Origin of the sequence: Paenibacillus sp. alder61, from assembly GCF_020179875.1 — a bacterium.
Lineage (GTDB): Bacteria > Bacillota > Bacilli > Paenibacillales > Paenibacillaceae > Fontibacillus > Fontibacillus faecis.
This window is the reverse complement of the sequence record NZ_JAIUDG010000011.1, coordinates 43,712-60,100: the sequence shown is the minus strand read 5'-3', so window position 1 is coordinate 60,100 and position 16,389 is coordinate 43,712. Positions and strand designations below refer to the sequence as shown.

The following is a 16,389-nucleotide window of genomic DNA, read 5'->3' as shown; positions in this document are numbered from 1 at the left end:
AGAGGCCTTATTTTTGGAAAAAACGGGCCGAAAGCCGGTTTCGGGGCCCGTACCAGTAAAATAAGCGCCCTTTTGACCGCTATTTTGCCCGAAAAGCCGAATCGGGCCGGAATAGCGCCTCAAAATGCCGCTAATGCGGGCGGGCGCGAGGGAAGCGCGGGCGAGCGGCGGCTAGGGGGCGGCGAAGGTAACGCGGGTGTGCGCGGCGGCTATGGAAAGCGCGGAGCGCCGACGCCGTCCTCGAGCAGAGCCGGGGGGCGTGCCTCGGGCGACTGGCCTCGCTCGCGGGCGTCTTCGCCGCGCTGCGGATCTCGCCCGGCTGGCGCATCGCCTGCGCCGCGCTCGGCGGGCACGTCGCCGGTATCGCCCACGCCATCCGCCCCGCCCGCGCCATCCGCCGCATCGCCTGCGTCGCCCGCCCCGCCCGCGCCATCCGCCGCATCGCCTGCGTCGCCGGTATCGCCCGCGCCATCCGCCGCATCGCCTGCGTCGCTCGCTCCGCCCGCGCCATCCGCCGCATTGCCTGCGTCGCTCGCCCCGCCCGCGCCATCCGCCACATCGCCCACGCCGCTCGCCCCGCCCGTGTCGTCCGGCGCCGCTCCCGCGCCACCGCCCTCGCCGGGCGGGACGGCGATCACGTTCGGCTGCGCCGGGTACGTGTCGCGCGACAGGCGGATGCGCTCGGCGATCCGGCCGTCGACGTACTTGACCCGGTACGTGTCGACGACGAACCCGGGTTTGCCCCTGACGATGACCTTGCGTCCGCCGGCGGGCAGGGCGGGATTTACGACATATTTATTTGCGGCGGGGAGGATTTTTGCCGTCTTGGATTCCATGTCGTAAAGCACGTTCCCGGGGATATCGCCGAACAGCTTGACGGTCATCCGCCCATGTTCCGCCCGGGCCGCGATCAAAAGGTGGTTTCCGGTCGTGTTCCGGAACCGGAAATTGATGTGGCCCTCGGCGAAGGTGGCGTCCTGTCCGAGCGGCACGTAGCGGACCGGCACGGAGTGGTTGCGCCGCTCGACGATGTCCAGGCCCGCGCGGACGGCGGCGTTGTACAGCGTGCTGGACACCTGGCAGATCCCGCCGCCGACGCCGGGCACCAGGCGGCCGCCGAAGATGACAGGGGCTTCGCGGAAGCCGTACTGCTCCTCGGCGGCGCGGACGACCGCCGCGTAGTCGAACACGCCGTCCGGCGGCAGCAGCAGGCCGTCGAGGGCGCGGGCCGCCGCGTCCACGTTGTGCACCCGCCCGGCGCCGCTGGCTCCCAGCTCGGTCGAGAATTCGGCGATCTTGCGCCGGATGCCCTGCCGCTTCAAAGACTCGACCGTGACGGCGGGCGGCACCTCGATCAGCGGCAGCTGCACCGTGGCGGCGATCCCTCCCCTGGAGCCGCCGGGGCCGGGCTTGCCCGCTTGGCCGCCGCCTTCGGCCTCCTTGGCGGCGGCCAGCAAGCGCCGCTGCAGGAGAGGCCAGTCGATGCGCCGAACCGATGCGCCCGGCGAATAGATGATGGAGTCGTCCGGGTTGATGGTGCGTACGGCGTTTACCGGACTGCCAAACCGCCGTTTTTCCCAATCCGGACTGAAGGTCCGCTTTAACGAGGAGGCCTGGAACGAGGCCTCAAGGTCCCATTCCTTTTTGAAATGGAACCGCGCCCGGGTCCGCCGCCATACTTCTCCTTCCGTCAGGGAACGCAGACCGGCCCGGAAACCCGGGGAGCTCCAGGTGATCCCCGCCTCCCGCCAGGAAAGCGCGACGTCCGTGTCGGCAAACTCCACCCGACGACTCTCCAAATCGGCGATTCGGGCGTCCAGCAATCGAAGCGCCTCATCGGCGGAAAGGCCGCCGAGCCGGAGAGAGCCGACCGTCGTTCCCGCAGGTACGAGATCCCGTGATACATAGAGCCAAAGACCGCCATAGAGCAAAGCGGCGGCAAGCGCCAAGCCGACGAGTGTCACCGCACCTACTCGCATGTATTTTTGCATGGTGCCTCCTTGTCAGGCTCCGAATTTTCTTGGAACCCGATTGTACAACCATATATATGTTGCTGTTTCAGGAAACTTTCGGGTACTCAAGTGGTAACATATTTGTTACAATAAGTAACGGACTGATGAAATGGCTCGCCTTTTAAAGGAATTGGCGAGAAGATGTCGAATGTACAACAATGTGCAATGTGGTAAAAAGAGGCAACTCCGTCGAATGGACAACTTAGGGTTTGGAATCAAGTTTAGGACGTGATCTAGTGATAGAAATGCAGGATATTTGGAAGACGTACCCGAACGGCACGCATGCGCTGAAGGGTGTCTCGGTCAAGATCGACCGCAATGAATTCGTTTACCTGGTCGGCCCGTCGGGTGCGGGAAAATCGACTTTTATGAAGCTCATATATCGGGAGGAAGTCCCCACCAAAGGGCAGATTTCCGTCAACGGTTTTAACATCGGCAAGCTGAAACCCCGCAAAATTCCTTATGTTCGCCGGAATATCGGCGTGATTTTCCAAGATTTTCGCCTGCTGCCCAAGCTGACGGCCTATGAGAATGTCGCTTTTGCGCTGGAGGTTATCGAAGCGCCCAAGAAAGTGATCAAGAAACGCACGATGGAAGTGCTCGAGCTCGTCGGGCTCAAAAATAAAGCCAACCGCGACCCGTCCCAGTTGTCTGGGGGAGAGCAGCAGCGCGTGGCGATCGCCCGCGCCATCGTCAACAATCCGTCCGTCATTATCGCGGACGAGCCCACGGGGAACCTCGATCCCGAAACCTCCTGGGGCATTATGCAACTGCTCGATGAGATCAACTTCCGGGGAACGACCATCGTGATGGCCACCCATAACAAAGATATCGTCAACACGATGCGCAAGCGCGTAATTGCGATCGAGCACGGCAACATTGTCCGAGACCAGCTGAGAGGGGATTACGGTTATGACTTTTAACACCCTCCTCAGACATTTGCGGGAAGGCGCCAAAAACGTGTTCCGCAACGGGTGGATGTCGGTCGCGTCCATTACGTCGATTATCGTTTCGCTGTTTATATTGGGCGTATTCATGCTGCTCGTGCTGAATGTCAACTCTTTTGCCGATGCGGCGGACAGCCAGGTGGAGATCAGCGCTTACCTGAATTCGGACGTGGATCAGGCGACCCGGGAGAAGCTGCAGAACGACATCGGCTCGATGGCCGAGGTCAGCCGGGTCACTTTGATCCCGAAGGCGGAAGGCCTCAAGGATTTCAAGAAAAAAATGGGCGACGAGATGAAGGATCTGCTCGAAGGGTATGACGAGAAGACCAATCCGATCCCCGATACGCTCAAAATCGAAGTGGTCGAACCGACGACGGTGCCTTACGTGGCGAGCAAAATCAGCGCCCTGAGCGACCAGTATCCGAACGACCCCATCTACAAAGTGCGGTATGGACAAGGCACGATCGAGAAATTGTTCAAAATCACGAAGGCCATCCGCAACATCGGATTCGCTTTTGTCGGTGGGCTGGCGCTGATGGCGATGTTTTTGATTTCCAATACGATTCGCGTCACTATCCTGGCCCGGCGCCGGGAGATCGGAATTATGAAGCTGGTCGGCGCGACGAACATGTTCATCCGGTGGCCGTTTTTCGTGGAGGGGGCCTTGATCGGTTTCGTAGGCTCCGCCATTACCGTAGCGCTGTTATTTGTGGGATACAATCAGTTGGTCGACTCGGTTAAAGCGGACATCACGCTGGCGTTCCGGCTCATTCCTGTCGGTGAAATCGGCTTGCAGGTGGGCGGCTTGCTGCTCGGCCTCGGATTGTTGATCGGGATTTGGGGCAGTACGATGTCCATTCGCAAATTCCTGAAAGTTTAGTTTTTATCGAAGTTATGGCTAATAGTCGGTTGTGAATTTTAGGGAGTGGAAGGAAGCTTTTAACTTTTGGACTACCTTTAACAAAGGATGGGGAAACGATTTTGAAAAGATGGATATCCATTGTTGCCGTGATCGCTTTAGCCGCTGTAATTTTTCAACCTACTGAGGGTTTTGCCAAATCGAAGACGATCAATCAGATCGACAAGGAGCTGAAGCAGCTCCAGGAGCAGGCCAGGCAGGCCAAGAAACAGCAGGAACAGGCGGAGGCGCAAAAACAGTCCGCCCAGCACTATGTAAATAAGAACAAAGAGTATCTGAATATCGTGATGCAGCAAATCACCACCGTCAGCAACGAGTTGGCCCATATCTCGATGGACATCGAGAATACCGAACAGCAACTGCGGGACACCGCCGTCAAGCTGGAGGAGACCAAGGCGCGGATCGCCGAGCGTTCCGATCTGCTGGATTCGCGGATCCGGCTCATGTACACGGATGGCGCGGTTTCGTATCTCGACGTGCTGCTGTCTTCGACGAGCTTCACGGATTTTCTGGAGCGCGCCGATTCGCTGCAGGCGATCGCCAACCAGGACCATGTGCTGCTGGAGGAACACAAGCAGGACAAGGACTTGCTCGTGGAGCAGCAGGAGAAGCTGAACAACGAGTACGATAAGGTGAAGAAGCTCTACGCCGACGCGGAATCACGGAGAAGCACGCTCGAGAAGAAAGAAGAAGAGAAACAGCAGCTCATTGCCAAATATTACGCGGAGATCGAAGAATCCGACGATATCAGCGAAGAGCAGGAGAAGCTTCTGGTGGAGTTGGCGACCAAACGGGCTTCGCTGGAGAAAGAGAAGAACAAGCTGAAAGCGGCTCAGATCTATACTTACAAACGCAAAAAATCCTCATCCTCCTCGGCTTCGTCGGGCTCGTCGTCCGGCGGATTTCATGGAAACGGCGGCTCGATGGGGCTGCCGGTTAACGGAGCCCGGTTGTCTTCCGGTTACGGAAGCCGGATCCATCCGATTACGGGCAAGCGGAAGACGCATACGGGGGTTGACCTCGCGGCTCCTCAAGGCACGGATATCCATGCCGCGGAGGGCGGCGTCGTGATCGTCGCCGAGTGGTGGAGCGGCTACGGAAACACGGTGATTATCGACCATGGCGATAACGTGTGGACGCTGTACGGCCATATCCGCAACGGCGGCATCAAGGTGGAGAAAGGGCAGCAGGTGAAACGGGGCGAAAAAATCGCCGAGGTCGGCAGCACGGGGAACTCCACGGGGCCGCATTGCCACTTTGAAGTCCGGATTAACGGCAATCCGGTGGACCCGATGCCTTATTTATAATAAAATAGAAATGCCGATTACAAACGGATCGTCGTCCGCAAGGGCGGCGCATCCGTTTTTCGTTCATGTAGTTTTGTAAATAATCCGTACAAGCCGGGCATATACTATGGGACGTTCTATTTTTTGGCAGGAAATTGGGAAACCGAACAAACACAGGCGGTGAAGTTAATCATGTATAAGAAACGAACAGTCGTATTTCTCATTGTCGCATCGATGTTGATCAGTTGCTTGTTTACGCTGTCCTTAACGGGTCAGTTGAGCTTTGCGGACACGGGACCGGCACGGAGCGGGATTTTTGCCGATACGGGGAAGACGGCCTCCAAAGACGGGATTAAGAAGATCGAGACGGCGCTGGAACTGGTCAAAGCCAATTACGTGGAAGGTGTGGACCAGCAAAAGCTGGTGGACGGCGCAATCGACGGGATGATGAACGCCCTTGGCGACCCGTTCTCCTCCTATATGGGACCGGAGACGGCTCAGCAGTTCTCGGAACAGATTGAAGGTTCCTTTACCGGGATCGGGGCCGAGGTGTCGATGGAGAACGGCAATGTGGTCGTCGTCTCGCCGATCAAAGGCTCGCCGGCCGAGAAGGCGGGGATCAAGCCGAAGGATATTTTGCTGTCGGTGAACGGGGAGTCTTTTGAAGGCTTAAGCCTGAATGAAGCGGTCTCCAAAATCCGCGGCCCGAAAGGGTCGGAAGCTAAGATCAAACTGAAGCGGGCCGGTTCGGCCAATACGCTGGAATACACGATCGTCCGGGACGATATCGCCCTGGAAACCGTCTATGCCCGCATGGAAAAGGGCGGCGTCGGCGTTATCGAGGTTACCGAGTTCTCGATGAATACCGCGGAACGTTTCCGCAAAGAGCTGGAGAACCTGGAGAAGCAGGGGATGAAGGGGCTTGTGATCGACGTCAGAAACAACCCGGGCGGGGTGCTGGATATCGTCATTGATATGGCGGAACAGTTCGTGCCGAAGGGTAAGACGATCGTGCAGGTCGAGGACAAGAACAAGCGGCGGGGCAAGACCGATTCCGGCGGAAGCGGAAAAGCCTATCCGGTCGCTGTCATTACCAACAAGGGCAGCGCGAGCGCGTCCGAGATATTGGCGGGTGCGCTGCAGGAATCGGCGGGAGCCAAGCTGATCGGCGAGGCGACTTATGGCAAAGGCACGGTACAGACGAGCTTCAACAAGGAGTTCGGCGACGGCAGCCTGCTGAAGGTGACGATCGCCAAATGGCTGACCCCGAACGGCGAATGGATTCACAAAAAGGGAATTCAGCCGGACGTCGCGGTGTCCCAGCCGGGTTATTTTTCCGTAGCGCCGATCAATAAAGAGAAAACGTTCAAGTACGATATGCTCGGCGAAGACATCAAGAGCGCGCAGACGATGCTGGAGGGCCTGGGCTATGAACCGGGGCGGACCGACGGGTATTTCAGCAAAGCGACGGAGAATGCGCTCAAGAAGTTCCAGGAGGCGCAGAAACTCGAAGCCACAGGAGTACTGGACGCCAAAACGGCCGAAGCGCTCGAAGCGGCTCTGGTAAAGGAAATCCGTGATCCAAAAAATGACAACCAAATGAACCGGGCGATCGCCGAGATTCGGAAGGAAATCGAAAGCCCGGTGTCGAAGAAGTAAGAAGGCTGCTTTCCGGCCTTCTTTTTTTCTGTGGTTAGAAGCGGAGGAAACGGCATCGCGGAAGCTCATCATCGGGGATAAGGGGAGTGGACTCTTGTGGAGCTATGGCTGGAAGGATTGTGGAATTTGACGGAGGCGGGAGTACAGCTGCTCTTGCAGCCGTTTTACTATATTTCGATCATACTGATTATGCTGTTGTACCGCAGGCAGGTGATGTTGGAGCGCAAGCTGTTTCATGTCCGGCTGCACGGCTGGCTGCGTCAGACCTGGCGGACCGTGCTCGGCGGCCTGCTCGCCGGATTGGGGGTTTCGCTGGTTTCGGCGTTTATCGGGATGACGCTGACCGTAGAAGGGCTGCTGTGCATCTGGGTTGCCGCGATTTTGCTGCTCCTGCTGCGGGTACGCTATCTTTGCCTGGCTTACTCGGTCGGATTGCTCGGTGCGGTTCAGTTCGGGCTCAATTTATTCCCGGGGTTTACGGGAAGCGGCCCGGTGGAGGCTTGCGTCAGCGCGGTTCGGGAATTGAATATCCCGGCACTGCTCTGTCTGGTCGGCCTGCTGCACTTGGCCGAAGGCATGCTGGTCCGTTGGCAGGGGGCCTCTTTTGCCGGCCCGCTGTTTTTTGAGGGCAAGCGCGGCAAGCCGGTCGGGGGGTACACGATGCAGAGCCTGTGGCCGGTGCCGCTGCTGCTGCTGATCCCGGCGCAGACGGCGGGCGGGGTCCTGCCGTGGACCCCGCTGTTCGGGGGCGAAGCCTGGCAGGGCGGCTTCGGGATGATGGCCCTGCCGGTCGTCATCGGCTTCGCGGAGGTGACGACCGGCCTCTTGCCGCAGCAGAAGGCGCGAGTGACGTCAGGCCGTTTGCTGATCTACGGCCTGATCGTCATCGCGCTGGCCCTGCTGGCGAACTGGTGGGCACCGCTGACGCTGGTGGCCGCGCTGGCGGCTTTCGGGCTGCACGAGGCGCTGGTGTGGTTCAGCCGCCTGGAGGAACAGCAGCGCAGTCCGCTGTTCGTGCATCCGCAGGGCGGGCTGAAAGTGCTGGCCGTGCTGCCGGGCAGTCCGGCGGAGGAGCTCGGCATCCAGCCCGGGGAAACGATCGTCCGTGTGAACGGCGTGCCGGTTCCCACGAAGGAGGAGCTGCATGCGGCGCTGCGCATCCAGTCGGCGTTTTGCAAGCTGGAGGTCCGCAACCTCGCGGGCGAGAGCAAGTTCCTCCAGCGCGCGATCTACGCCGGCGAGCATCACCAGCTCGGCGCGATCCTGGCGCCGGACGAGCAAGCGCCGGCGACGGTGCGGCTGCAGCCGCTTTCGCTGCTGCAGCTGCTGAAGCCGCGCCGCGGCGCGCACGCCGCGCGGCGCGGGGCAGCGCCCGCCGCCGAGGGCGAGGCGGGCGTGAGCGACGCCGCCCGCTAGCGCGCATCGCGGGCGGGTCGCCTCGGCTCGGCGGCGGCTTCGCGCCGCCGGGGCCGATAAACGCCGAAATCGCTGGGACCTCTTCAGCGATTTCGGCGTTTTTTTGCGCCGCAGCCCAAGCCAATTAAACTCGAACCCATTTGTCAGCGGGCCGACTCCGTTTTGAGGTGGGGGGGATGTGAATAAGCGTCATTTAAGGCGCTATTTTGTCGAATTTAGCTCATCGGAACGAAATAGCGTCTTTTTGGGCGCTTATTTTTGGAAAAAAGCGTTCCAAACCTTGATTTGGGATCCGCGCAAGGTAAATAAGGCCCTTTTTGACCCCTATTATGCTCGTGGAGGCGAATCGGCCCGAAATAACGGCCCAAAAGGCCGTTATTTCGGCGGGCGGCTAGGGAAGCTGCGGGAGGCAAAAGAAGCTGCGGGTACCAGACCTGCACTTGTGGCCTACAGGCGGCTTACACATAATTAACGGGAACAACTCCCGTTAATTTCCGCCTAAAGCCCAAAAACCCCCGTCCAGCCGGGACGGGGGTTGCGCTTTTTCTTACTGCTGCAGCTGCCGCAGCACGGTGATTTCCACGCGGCGGTTTTTTTGCCGTCCCGCCGCGGTGGCGTTGTCGGCGGCCGGGCGGGTATCCGCGTAACCGGCGTATTGGAAGTCCTCGGGATCGAGCTTCTCCCGGTCGAGGAAAAACCGCAGCACCGACAAGGCCCGCTCCCCCGACAGCTCCCAGTTGTCCTTGAAATCGGAGCCTCTGCCGATCGGGACGTTGTCCGTGTGGCCTTCGATGCTGATCATCGTATCCAACCGGCGGAATAAGCTGGCCAGTTTGGTTAGCGTTTTGGCGGAGTCGGGCTTCAGCGCGGCTTTGCCCTGATCAAACAGGAAGCGGTCGCTCAGGGTGATCGAGATTCCCTTAGGCAAATCCGCCACCCGGATCTGGTCCTCCAACTGGTTCTCCTTCACGTAAGCTTCGATAAGACCCATCAGGTTTTGCAGCTCCTCCTCCTGCTTGCGGAAGGCGAGCTCCCGGTCGGTCAGCGGCTTTTGCGACGAGTCGCCGTCGCCCTGCTCCGGCTGACCGGCGTTTTGCCCGTTCGGACCGCCTTGCCCCGGGCCTTGTTCTCCTTGTCCGGCGGAGTCCGTCGGCGGATTTTTGAATGAGTGGCGATCCTCGCTTCCGAGAACCCCGGTGCCTTTTTCAATCAACGAGTCCCCGTTGCTGAAGGTGAGCTGCAGGGATTGCGTGACGATGTCGTACTTCTCCACGTCCAGGCGGCTCATCGCGTACATGACGACGAAAAAAATGAGCAGCAGCGTGATCAGATCGGCATAGGTGATCAGCCAGCGGTCATGGTTTTCCTTGCCCTCCCGCCGGCCCCGCCGCTGCGGTCTTGGATTCCGGCTCATACGCTTTCCGTCTCCCCGGATTGCGGCAGGCCATGGCGAGCCCCGGCGGTATAAGATTCCAGCTTGCGCCGCACGAGAATCGGATGGTCTCCGTTTTGCAGGGATAGGACGCCTTCAAGCATCATTTCCATTCGCGCGACTTCCTCCTCGCCCCGGTCCTTCAGCTTGGAAGCGATCGGAAGGAAGATCAGATTCGCGCTGGCAACCCCGTACAGCGTAGCCGTAAAAGCGAGCGCGATGGATGGACCGAGCGCCGTCGGCTCGCTCAGACTGCCCAGGACATGGATGAGGCCCATGACCGTACCGATGATTCCCATCGTAGGGGCATAGCCGCCGGCGGATTCAAAAATTTTCGCATACCCTTCGTATTTATGCTGAATGGCGTCGATTTCCAAATCCATAATTTGTTTGACCATGCTCTGCTCCGTACCGTCAACGACGAGTTGGATGCTTTCCTTTAAAAAAGGGTTCTGGTGTTCCGCCGCCTTTTGCTCCAAAGCCAGCACGCCTTCGCGCCGGGCGATCGTCGACATGCCGACAAGCTCTTCGATCAGTTCGGTCGTATCCTCTTTGCGGGAAGTAAAGGCCAGGGCGAGCGCGCGCGGGACGGTCTTCAGTTTGGCCAGCGGGTAGCTAACCATAACGGCGGCCAGCGTACCGCCTAGCACGATGACGGCCGAAGCGATCTGCATGAGCCCGCCGAGCTCTCCGCCCTCCCATAAAAATCCGCCGATCAGCGCGGCCAGTCCAATAATGATGCCCAGAATCGTTGCGATATCCATCGACTGTTAAACAACTCCTATTCCATGACTTATCGATTGCATCCCATTTCTAAACAAGGTATAATCAATGGGAACACTCATTCTTATTTTTGGGGATGAGCCGATAAAAATGAGACTTCCCTGTATATCTTTAATTAAGAGATGAGAATACAGGTTAATATAAAGTGCCTGGTTCAAATCTACTGCATATAACAAGAGGTACATTTTTCATTTTAGACGATAAGGGTGATGTGGACAATGAGTGAAATTGTCTTAAGCAACAATAAATTCGAGCTAATTTCCGAATTTTCGCCACAGGGCGACCAACCGAAGGCCATCGAGGAATTGGTCGAGGGTGTAAAAATGGGTAAAAAGCACCAGACGCTGTTGGGAGCCACCGGTACAGGAAAGACCTTCACGATCGCCCAAACGATCGCCAAGCTCGGAAGGCCCACTCTGGTCATCGCCCACAACAAAACGCTGGCGGCCCAATTGGCCAGCGAATTCAAAGAGTTTTTTCCGAACAACTCCGTTGACTACTTCGTAAGTTACTATGACTACTACCAGCCGGAAGCCTATATTCCATCCTCCGACACCTACATCGAGAAAGATTCCAGTATTAACGAAGAGATCGATAAGTTAAGACACTCCGCGACCAGTTCGTTGTTCGAACGGCGGGACGTCATTATTGTGGCCAGCGTGTCCTGCATTTACGGCCTCGGTTCGCCGATGGAGTACCGGAACCTGGTTCTTTCGCTGCGCGTGGGGATGGAGAAACCGCGGAACCAGATTTTGAGCCGCTTGGTGGATATCCAGTATCAACGGAACGATATTAACTTCGTGCGGGGGACTTTTCGCGTTCGCGGCGATGTCCTGGAAATCTTTCCGGCATCGAAAGGCGAGCAGGCGGTAAGGGTCGAATTTTTCGGCGACGAAATCGAACGGATTACCGAAATCGACGTATTGACCGGAGAGCTGGTCGCGGAACGCGATCATATCGCGATTTTCCCGGCTTCGCACTTTGTGACCCAGGAAGAGACGATGCGGATCGCTTTGCAAAATATCGAGCGCGAGCTGGAAGAGCGGCTCGAGCTGTTCCGCTCCCAGGGCAAGCTGCTGGAAGCGCAGCGGCTGGAGCAGCGGACCCGGTACGACATCGAAATGATGAAGGAAGTCGGATTCTGTTCGGGCATCGAGAACTATTCCGGACCGCTCACGTTCCGGGAGCGCGGGGCGACGCCGTATACGCTGCTGGATTATTTTCCGGACGACTTTCTGATCGTGATCGACGAATCCCACGTCACACTGCCGCAAATCCGCGCGATGTACAACGGTGACCAGGCTCGGAAAAACGTGCTCGTCGACCACGGCTTCCGCCTTCCTTCGGCGCTCGATAACCGACCGCTCAAATTCGAGGAATTTGAGGAGAAGGCCGGGCAGCTGATTTATGTATCGGCTACGCCGGGACCTTACGAAATCGAACATTGCGATACGATGGTGGAACAGATTATCCGGCCGACGGGATTGCTGGATCCGATTATCGAAGTGCGTCCGACGAAGGGTCAGATCGATGATCTGATCGGCGAAATCCGGGACCGGATCGACCGGGACGAACGGGTGCTGGTGACGACGCTGACGAAGAAGATGTCGGAAGACCTTACGGATTATCTGAAAGAAATCGGCATTAAGGTCCGTTATTTGCACTCGGATATCAAAACACTGGAACGGATGAGCATTTTGCGCGATTTGCGCCTGGGGACGTTCCATGTTCTGATCGGGATCAACCTGCTGCGGGAAGGGCTGGATTTGCCCGAGGTTTCGCTCGTGGCGATCTTGGATGCCGACAAGGAAGGTTTCCTGCGTTCGGAACGGTCGCTGATTCAGACGATCGGACGCGCGGCCCGGAACTCGGAAGGGCGCGTGCTGATGTATGGCGACCAGATTACGGAGTCGATGGATAAAGCGATCAAGGAAACCGAACGGCGCCGTTCGATCCAGATAGCCTACAACGAAAAACACGGAATCACGCCGCAGACGATTCGCAAGAAAGTGCGCGACGTTATTGAGGCGACGCGGGTGGCCGAAAGCAAGAGCGATTATCTGGCCGACGCGACGAAGGGCAAGATGTCGAAGCGCGATCGCGAGGCATTGATTGGCCGCATGGAGAAAGAAATGAAAGAAGCCGCCAAAAACCTGCAGTTCGAACGGGCTGCGGAGCTGCGTGACGCCATAATGGAACTGAAGGCGGAATAAGAGTGGGGAGATGAAACCTTGGCTAGTGAGAATATCGTCATCAAAGGCGCGAGAGCGCACAATTTAAAAAATATCAACATCACCATCCCGCGCGACCGTTTCGTCGTTTTGACGGGATTGAGCGGTTCCGGCAAGTCGTCGTTGGCGTTCGATACGATTTACGCGGAAGGACAGCGCAGATATGTGGAATCCCTGTCTGCGTATGCCCGCCAGTTTCTCGGTCAGATGGAGAAGCCGGATGTCGATTCCATCGAGGGCTTGTCCCCGGCGATTTCGATCGACCAGAAGACGACGAGCCGCAACCCTCGCTCCACCGTCGGCACGGTCACCGAGATTTACGACTATCTTCGCCTTCTTTTTGCGCGGATAGGACATCCGCACTGCCCCGAGCACGGGATCGAGATCACATCCCAGTCGGTGGAACAGATGGTGGACCGGATTATGCAGTATCCTGAGAAAACCCGGCTGCAAATCCTTGCGCCGGTCGTCTCCGGCAAGAAGGGCGAGCATAAGAGCCTGTTCAGCGAGATTGCCAAGCAGGGTTTTGTCCGCGTCCGGGTGGACGGGGAACAGCGCGACCTCTCGGAAGACATCGAGCTGGAGAAGAATAAGAAGCACTCCATCGAAGTCATTGTGGACCGGATCGTCATTAAGGAGGATGTCCGCAGCCGGTTGGCCGATTCGATCGAAACGGCGCTGAAAATGTCCGGCGGACAGCTGCTGGTCGATATTATCGGACAGGAGGAGCTGCGCTTCAGTTCCAACTACGCCTGCCCGATCTGCGGATTCAGCATGGAGGAATTATCCCCGCGGATGTTCTCCTTCAACAGTCCCTTCGGCGCTTGTCCGGAATGCGACGGCCTCGGCGTCAAAATGATTATCGACCCCGACCTGCTCGTACCCGACAAATCGAAATCGATCGAAGAAGGCGCCTTTGAAGCGTGGGCGGGCAGCACGTCGAACTATTATCCGCAATTTTTGCGGTCGGTCTGCGAGCACTTCGGCATTCCGCAGGATGTGCCCGTTTCCGAGCTCAGCAAGGAACAAATGGATAAATTGTTGTACGGCACCGGGGACACCAAGGTACGCTTCCGCTATCAGAACGACTTCGGGATGAGCAAGGATGCTTACGTGACCTTCGAAGGAATCGTGCATAACCTGGAGCGCCGTTATCGGGATACCGCATCGGAAGGCATCCGCGAATTCATCGAGGAGTTCATGGGAACGAAGCCTTGCGGAACGTGTAAAGGCCATCGCCTCAAGAAGGAAGTGCTCGCCGTCACGGTAAATGACCAGAATATGGCCTACGTCACCTCGCTGTCCATCGGCGAGGCGATGGAGTTCTTCCATGGGCTTGAGCTTAGCGAAAAAGAAAAAGCGATCGCCCACATGATCCTAAAGGAAATCAACAGCCGATTGGGGTTTCTTGTCAATGTGGGGTTGGACTACCTGACGCTGAGCAGGGCGGCGGGCACGCTCTCCGGCGGAGAAGCGCAGCGGATCCGCCTGGCGACGCAGATCGGTTCCAGCCTGATGGGCGTTTTGTATATTTTGGACGAGCCCAGCATCGGGCTGCATCAGCGGGATAACGATCGTTTGATTTCCACGCTGGCCCATATGCGGGATTTGGGCAACACGCTGATCGTCGTGGAGCATGACGAAGACACGATGATGGCGGCCGACTATATCATCGACATCGGTCCCGGCGCGGGCAAGCACGGCGGCCAGGTGATCGCGCAGGGGACGCCGCAGGAAGTTATGGCCGATCCGAACTCATTGACCGGTCAGTATTTGAGCGGCAAGAAGTTCATTCAGGTTCCCGCGGAGCGTCGCAAGCCGGACGGACGCTGGCTGGAAGTGAAGGGCGCGAAGGAAAACAATTTGAAGAACATCAACGTCAAATTTCCGATCGGCGTATTCACGGCGGTAACCGGGGTATCGGGATCCGGGAAATCGACGCTGGTGAATGAGATTTTGTACAAAACCTTGGCTCGCGATTTGAACAAAGCCCGGGTTCGACCGGGCCAGTATCGTGAAATCAAAGGCCTGGAGCATATCGACAAGGTCATCGATATCGACCAGTCGCCCATCGGCCGTACGCCGCGCTCCAATCCGGCGACATACACCGGCGTTTTCGACGATATCCGCGATCTGTACTCGCAGACGAACGAAGCGAAGGTTCGCGGATACAAGAAAGGGCGGTTCAGCTTCAACATTAAGGGCGGCCGTTGTGAAGCCTGCCGGGGGGACGGAATTATCAAGATCGAGATGCACTTCCTGCCGGATGTTTACGTACCTTGCGAGGTATGTAAAGGCAAACGGTATAACAGGGAGACGCTCGAGGTCAAATACAAGAACAAGAGCATTGCCGATGTGCTGGATATGACGATCGAGGATGCCACGAAATTTTTCGAGAACATTCCGAAGATCCACCGCAAACTGCAAACGCTGATGGATGTCGGCCTCGGCTACGTGAATCTGGGGCAGCCCGCCACGACCTTGTCCGGGGGCGAAGCGCAGCGCGTGAAACTGGCTTCCGAACTTTACCGGCGGAGTACGGGCAAGACGATTTACATTTTGGACGAGCCGACCACCGGTCTTCACGTCGACGATATCGACCGCCTGCTTACCGTACTGCACCGCCTGGTGGATTCCGGGGAAACGGTGCTGGTCATCGAGCACAACCTCGATGTCATCAAAACCGCCGATTATCTGATCGACCTCGGTCCGGAAGGCGGCAGCGGCGGCGGCACGATCGTTGCCACGGGAACCCCGGAGGATATCGTCAAGGTCGAGCAATCTTACACCGGGCGGTACCTGGCCCCGGTCCTGGAGCGCGACAGAAAACGGACGGAAGAACTCAAGGTCCACTCTTAAGCGAGCCGAATCAGGCCGGAATCGGATCGGAGCCAAACCGGAACCGAATCGGAACCGAACCGGGCAAATAAAACGAAGAAACGAGGACCGTTCCCAGTCGGGTTAAGCCCGGCGGAACGGTCTTATTATTTTACGCGCGTTTAAATTTTGTCGAAGAGGAAGTAACCCGGTTTGTCCACTTTTAGAAAGACATATTCAGGGTTTGTCCTTGTGGAATGGACGTTATGGATTTTTCGAAAATGGCGATAATAGTATAAGGGGAAAGTCAAGGAGATATCTGTACGTGGGGCGAAGTAAATGTTGATTTTTTTTGTCTTTTCTCTTGCATCCGCATTCATGAGAAGATAACATATAAGAAGATGGAAATTCCGTGAACATTCTCAAGGAGGGCTAGCCATGTTACTCGCTGCAGCGGGGGAAGTAACGACGACCTTTAACGGCTTTGATATTTTTATGATTCTGTTTACAATCGTGATTCTTATCGGGGTAGTTCGTTTGCTGAGAGAGCGCCCGAAGAAGAATTTGTTTGCGATCGGATTCGGGATTTTCAGCTTGCTGATCTTTTTGGCATCCGACGCCATCATGATTAAATCGTGGTTTAGTTAATCGGTTTTACAGACAAGCGGGGGACAGAGGGAAGGCACTTTATTCCGAGGGCGGGATGAGGTGTCTTTTTATGTGCGGGAAAGCGCGATTTGGGAAGAGGACCAGCGGTTTCCGCTGCCAGGTGGCTAGAGAGAAAGGCCGATGTCTGTTAAAATGATTTAGTTATGGCGTTTATGATCTTGGGTATGCCATGTACCTGTTATAAATTATAAAGATGAAGACGATCCGGGGTTGCGCGG

General features: G+C 57.2%; 12 protein-coding genes. 9 read left to right on the top strand and 3 right to left on the bottom strand.

The annotated features are described in order from the left end of the window. Positions 1 to 209: 209 nt before the first annotated feature. Positions 210 to 1,991 (bottom strand): VanW family protein, encoded by a 1,782-nt coding sequence (locus tag LBW89_RS13035; RefSeq protein ID WP_225039307.1) that lies wholly within the window; start codon positions 1,989 to 1,991, stop codon positions 210 to 212. Positions 1,992 to 2,248: 257 nt separating this feature from the next. Here LBW89_RS13035 and ftsE point away from each other — a divergent pair, with 257 nt between their 5' ends. The 6 genes from ftsE to LBW89_RS13005 all read left to right on the top strand — a co-directional run bounded on the left by ftsE (position 2,249) and on the right by LBW89_RS13005 (position 8,711). Further along, entirely contained in the window at positions 2,249 to 2,935 is a 687-nt protein-coding gene (ftsE, locus tag LBW89_RS13030) for a cell division ATP-binding protein FtsE (protein ID WP_148452832.1), read from the top strand. Further along, a complete protein-coding gene (gene ftsX, locus LBW89_RS13025; RefSeq protein WP_148452830.1) occupies positions 2,925 to 3,839 on the top strand; it encodes a permease-like cell division protein FtsX in 915 nt (304 codons plus the stop codon). Before ftsE ends, ftsX begins: the two co-directional genes overlap by 11 nt. 101 nt (positions 3,840 to 3,940) lie before the next feature. Continuing rightward, positions 3,941 to 5,185 (top strand): murein hydrolase activator EnvC family protein, encoded by a 1,245-nt coding sequence (locus tag LBW89_RS13020; RefSeq protein WP_148452828.1) that lies wholly within the window; start codon positions 3,941 to 3,943, stop codon positions 5,183 to 5,185. 171 nt (positions 5,186 to 5,356) lie between these two features. After that, the gene (locus LBW89_RS13015; protein WP_225039306.1) at positions 5,357 to 6,823 is read left to right on the top strand and encodes a S41 family peptidase; all 1,467 of its coding nucleotides are present in this window, start codon (positions 5,357 to 5,359) and stop codon (positions 6,821 to 6,823) included. A 96-nt stretch (positions 6,824 to 6,919) separates the two neighbouring features. Continuing rightward, the gene (locus LBW89_RS13010; RefSeq protein WP_148452824.1) at positions 6,920 to 8,239 is read left to right on the top strand and encodes a PDZ domain-containing protein; all 1,320 of its coding nucleotides are present in this window, start codon (positions 6,920 to 6,922) and stop codon (positions 8,237 to 8,239) included. 178 nt (positions 8,240 to 8,417) lie between these two features. Then, on the top strand, positions 8,418 to 8,711 hold the full coding sequence (locus LBW89_RS13005; protein WP_225039305.1) for a hypothetical protein: 294 nt from the start codon (positions 8,418 to 8,420) through the stop codon (positions 8,709 to 8,711). A gap of 75 nt (positions 8,712 to 8,786) precedes the next feature. Here the strand turns inward: LBW89_RS13005 and LBW89_RS13000 are convergent, their stop codons facing one another. Both LBW89_RS13000 and LBW89_RS12995 read right to left on the bottom strand, forming a co-directional pair. After that, positions 8,787 to 9,653, bottom strand: coding sequence for a flagellar motor protein MotB (locus LBW89_RS13000; RefSeq protein WP_225039304.1), 867 nt, complete (start codon positions 9,651 to 9,653; stop codon positions 8,787 to 8,789). Further along, complete coding sequence (locus LBW89_RS12995) at positions 9,650 to 10,435, bottom strand: flagellar motor protein (RefSeq protein WP_148452820.1); 786 nt, start codon at positions 10,433 to 10,435, stop codon at positions 9,650 to 9,652. The genes LBW89_RS13000 and LBW89_RS12995 overlap by 4 nt, the downstream gene beginning before the upstream one ends. 237 nt (positions 10,436 to 10,672) lie before the next feature. On the opposite strand from LBW89_RS12995, the gene uvrB reads away from it, so the two are divergent. From uvrB to LBW89_RS12980, 3 genes are all read left to right on the top strand, one after another. After that, entirely contained in the window at positions 10,673 to 12,667 is a 1,995-nt protein-coding gene (uvrB, locus tag LBW89_RS12990; protein ID WP_148452818.1) for an excinuclease ABC subunit UvrB, read from the top strand. Positions 12,668 to 12,685: 18 nt separating this feature from the next. Next, entirely contained in the window at positions 12,686 to 15,544 is a 2,859-nt protein-coding gene (gene uvrA, locus LBW89_RS12985) for an excinuclease ABC subunit UvrA (RefSeq protein ID WP_225039303.1), read from the top strand. Between the two features lie 396 nt (positions 15,545 to 15,940). Further along, positions 15,941 to 16,150 carry a DUF2759 family protein gene (locus LBW89_RS12980; RefSeq protein ID WP_213509198.1) on the top strand — a complete coding sequence of 70 codons (210 nt, stop codon included), beginning with the start codon at positions 15,941 to 15,943 and terminating at the stop codon, positions 16,148 to 16,150. The last annotated feature ends 239 nt before the right edge of the window (positions 16,151 to 16,389 follow it).

Bases quoted from the DNA above. Each gene is read 5' to 3' on its own strand.
- LBW89_RS13035 (WP_225039307.1), bottom strand. From the start codon at position 1,991: ATGCAAAAATACATGCGAGTAGGTGCGGTGACACTCGTCGGCTTGGCG.
- ftsX (WP_148452830.1), top strand. From the start codon at position 2,925: ATGACTTTTAACACCCTCCTCAGACATTTGCGGGAAGGCGCCAAAAAC.
- LBW89_RS13015 (WP_225039306.1), top strand. From the start codon at position 5,357: ATGTATAAGAAACGAACAGTCGTATTTCTCATTGTCGCATCGATGTTG.
- LBW89_RS13000 (WP_225039304.1), bottom strand. From the start codon at position 9,653: ATGAGCCGGAATCCAAGACCGCAGCGGCGGGGCCGGCGGGAGGGCAAG.
- LBW89_RS12995 (WP_148452820.1), bottom strand. From the start codon at position 10,435: ATGGATATCGCAACGATTCTGGGCATCATTATTGGACTGGCCGCGCTG.
- uvrB (WP_148452818.1), top strand. From the start codon at position 10,673: ATGAGTGAAATTGTCTTAAGCAACAATAAATTCGAGCTAATTTCCGAA.
- LBW89_RS12980 (WP_213509198.1), top strand. From the start codon at position 15,941: ATGTTACTCGCTGCAGCGGGGGAAGTAACGACGACCTTTAACGGCTTT.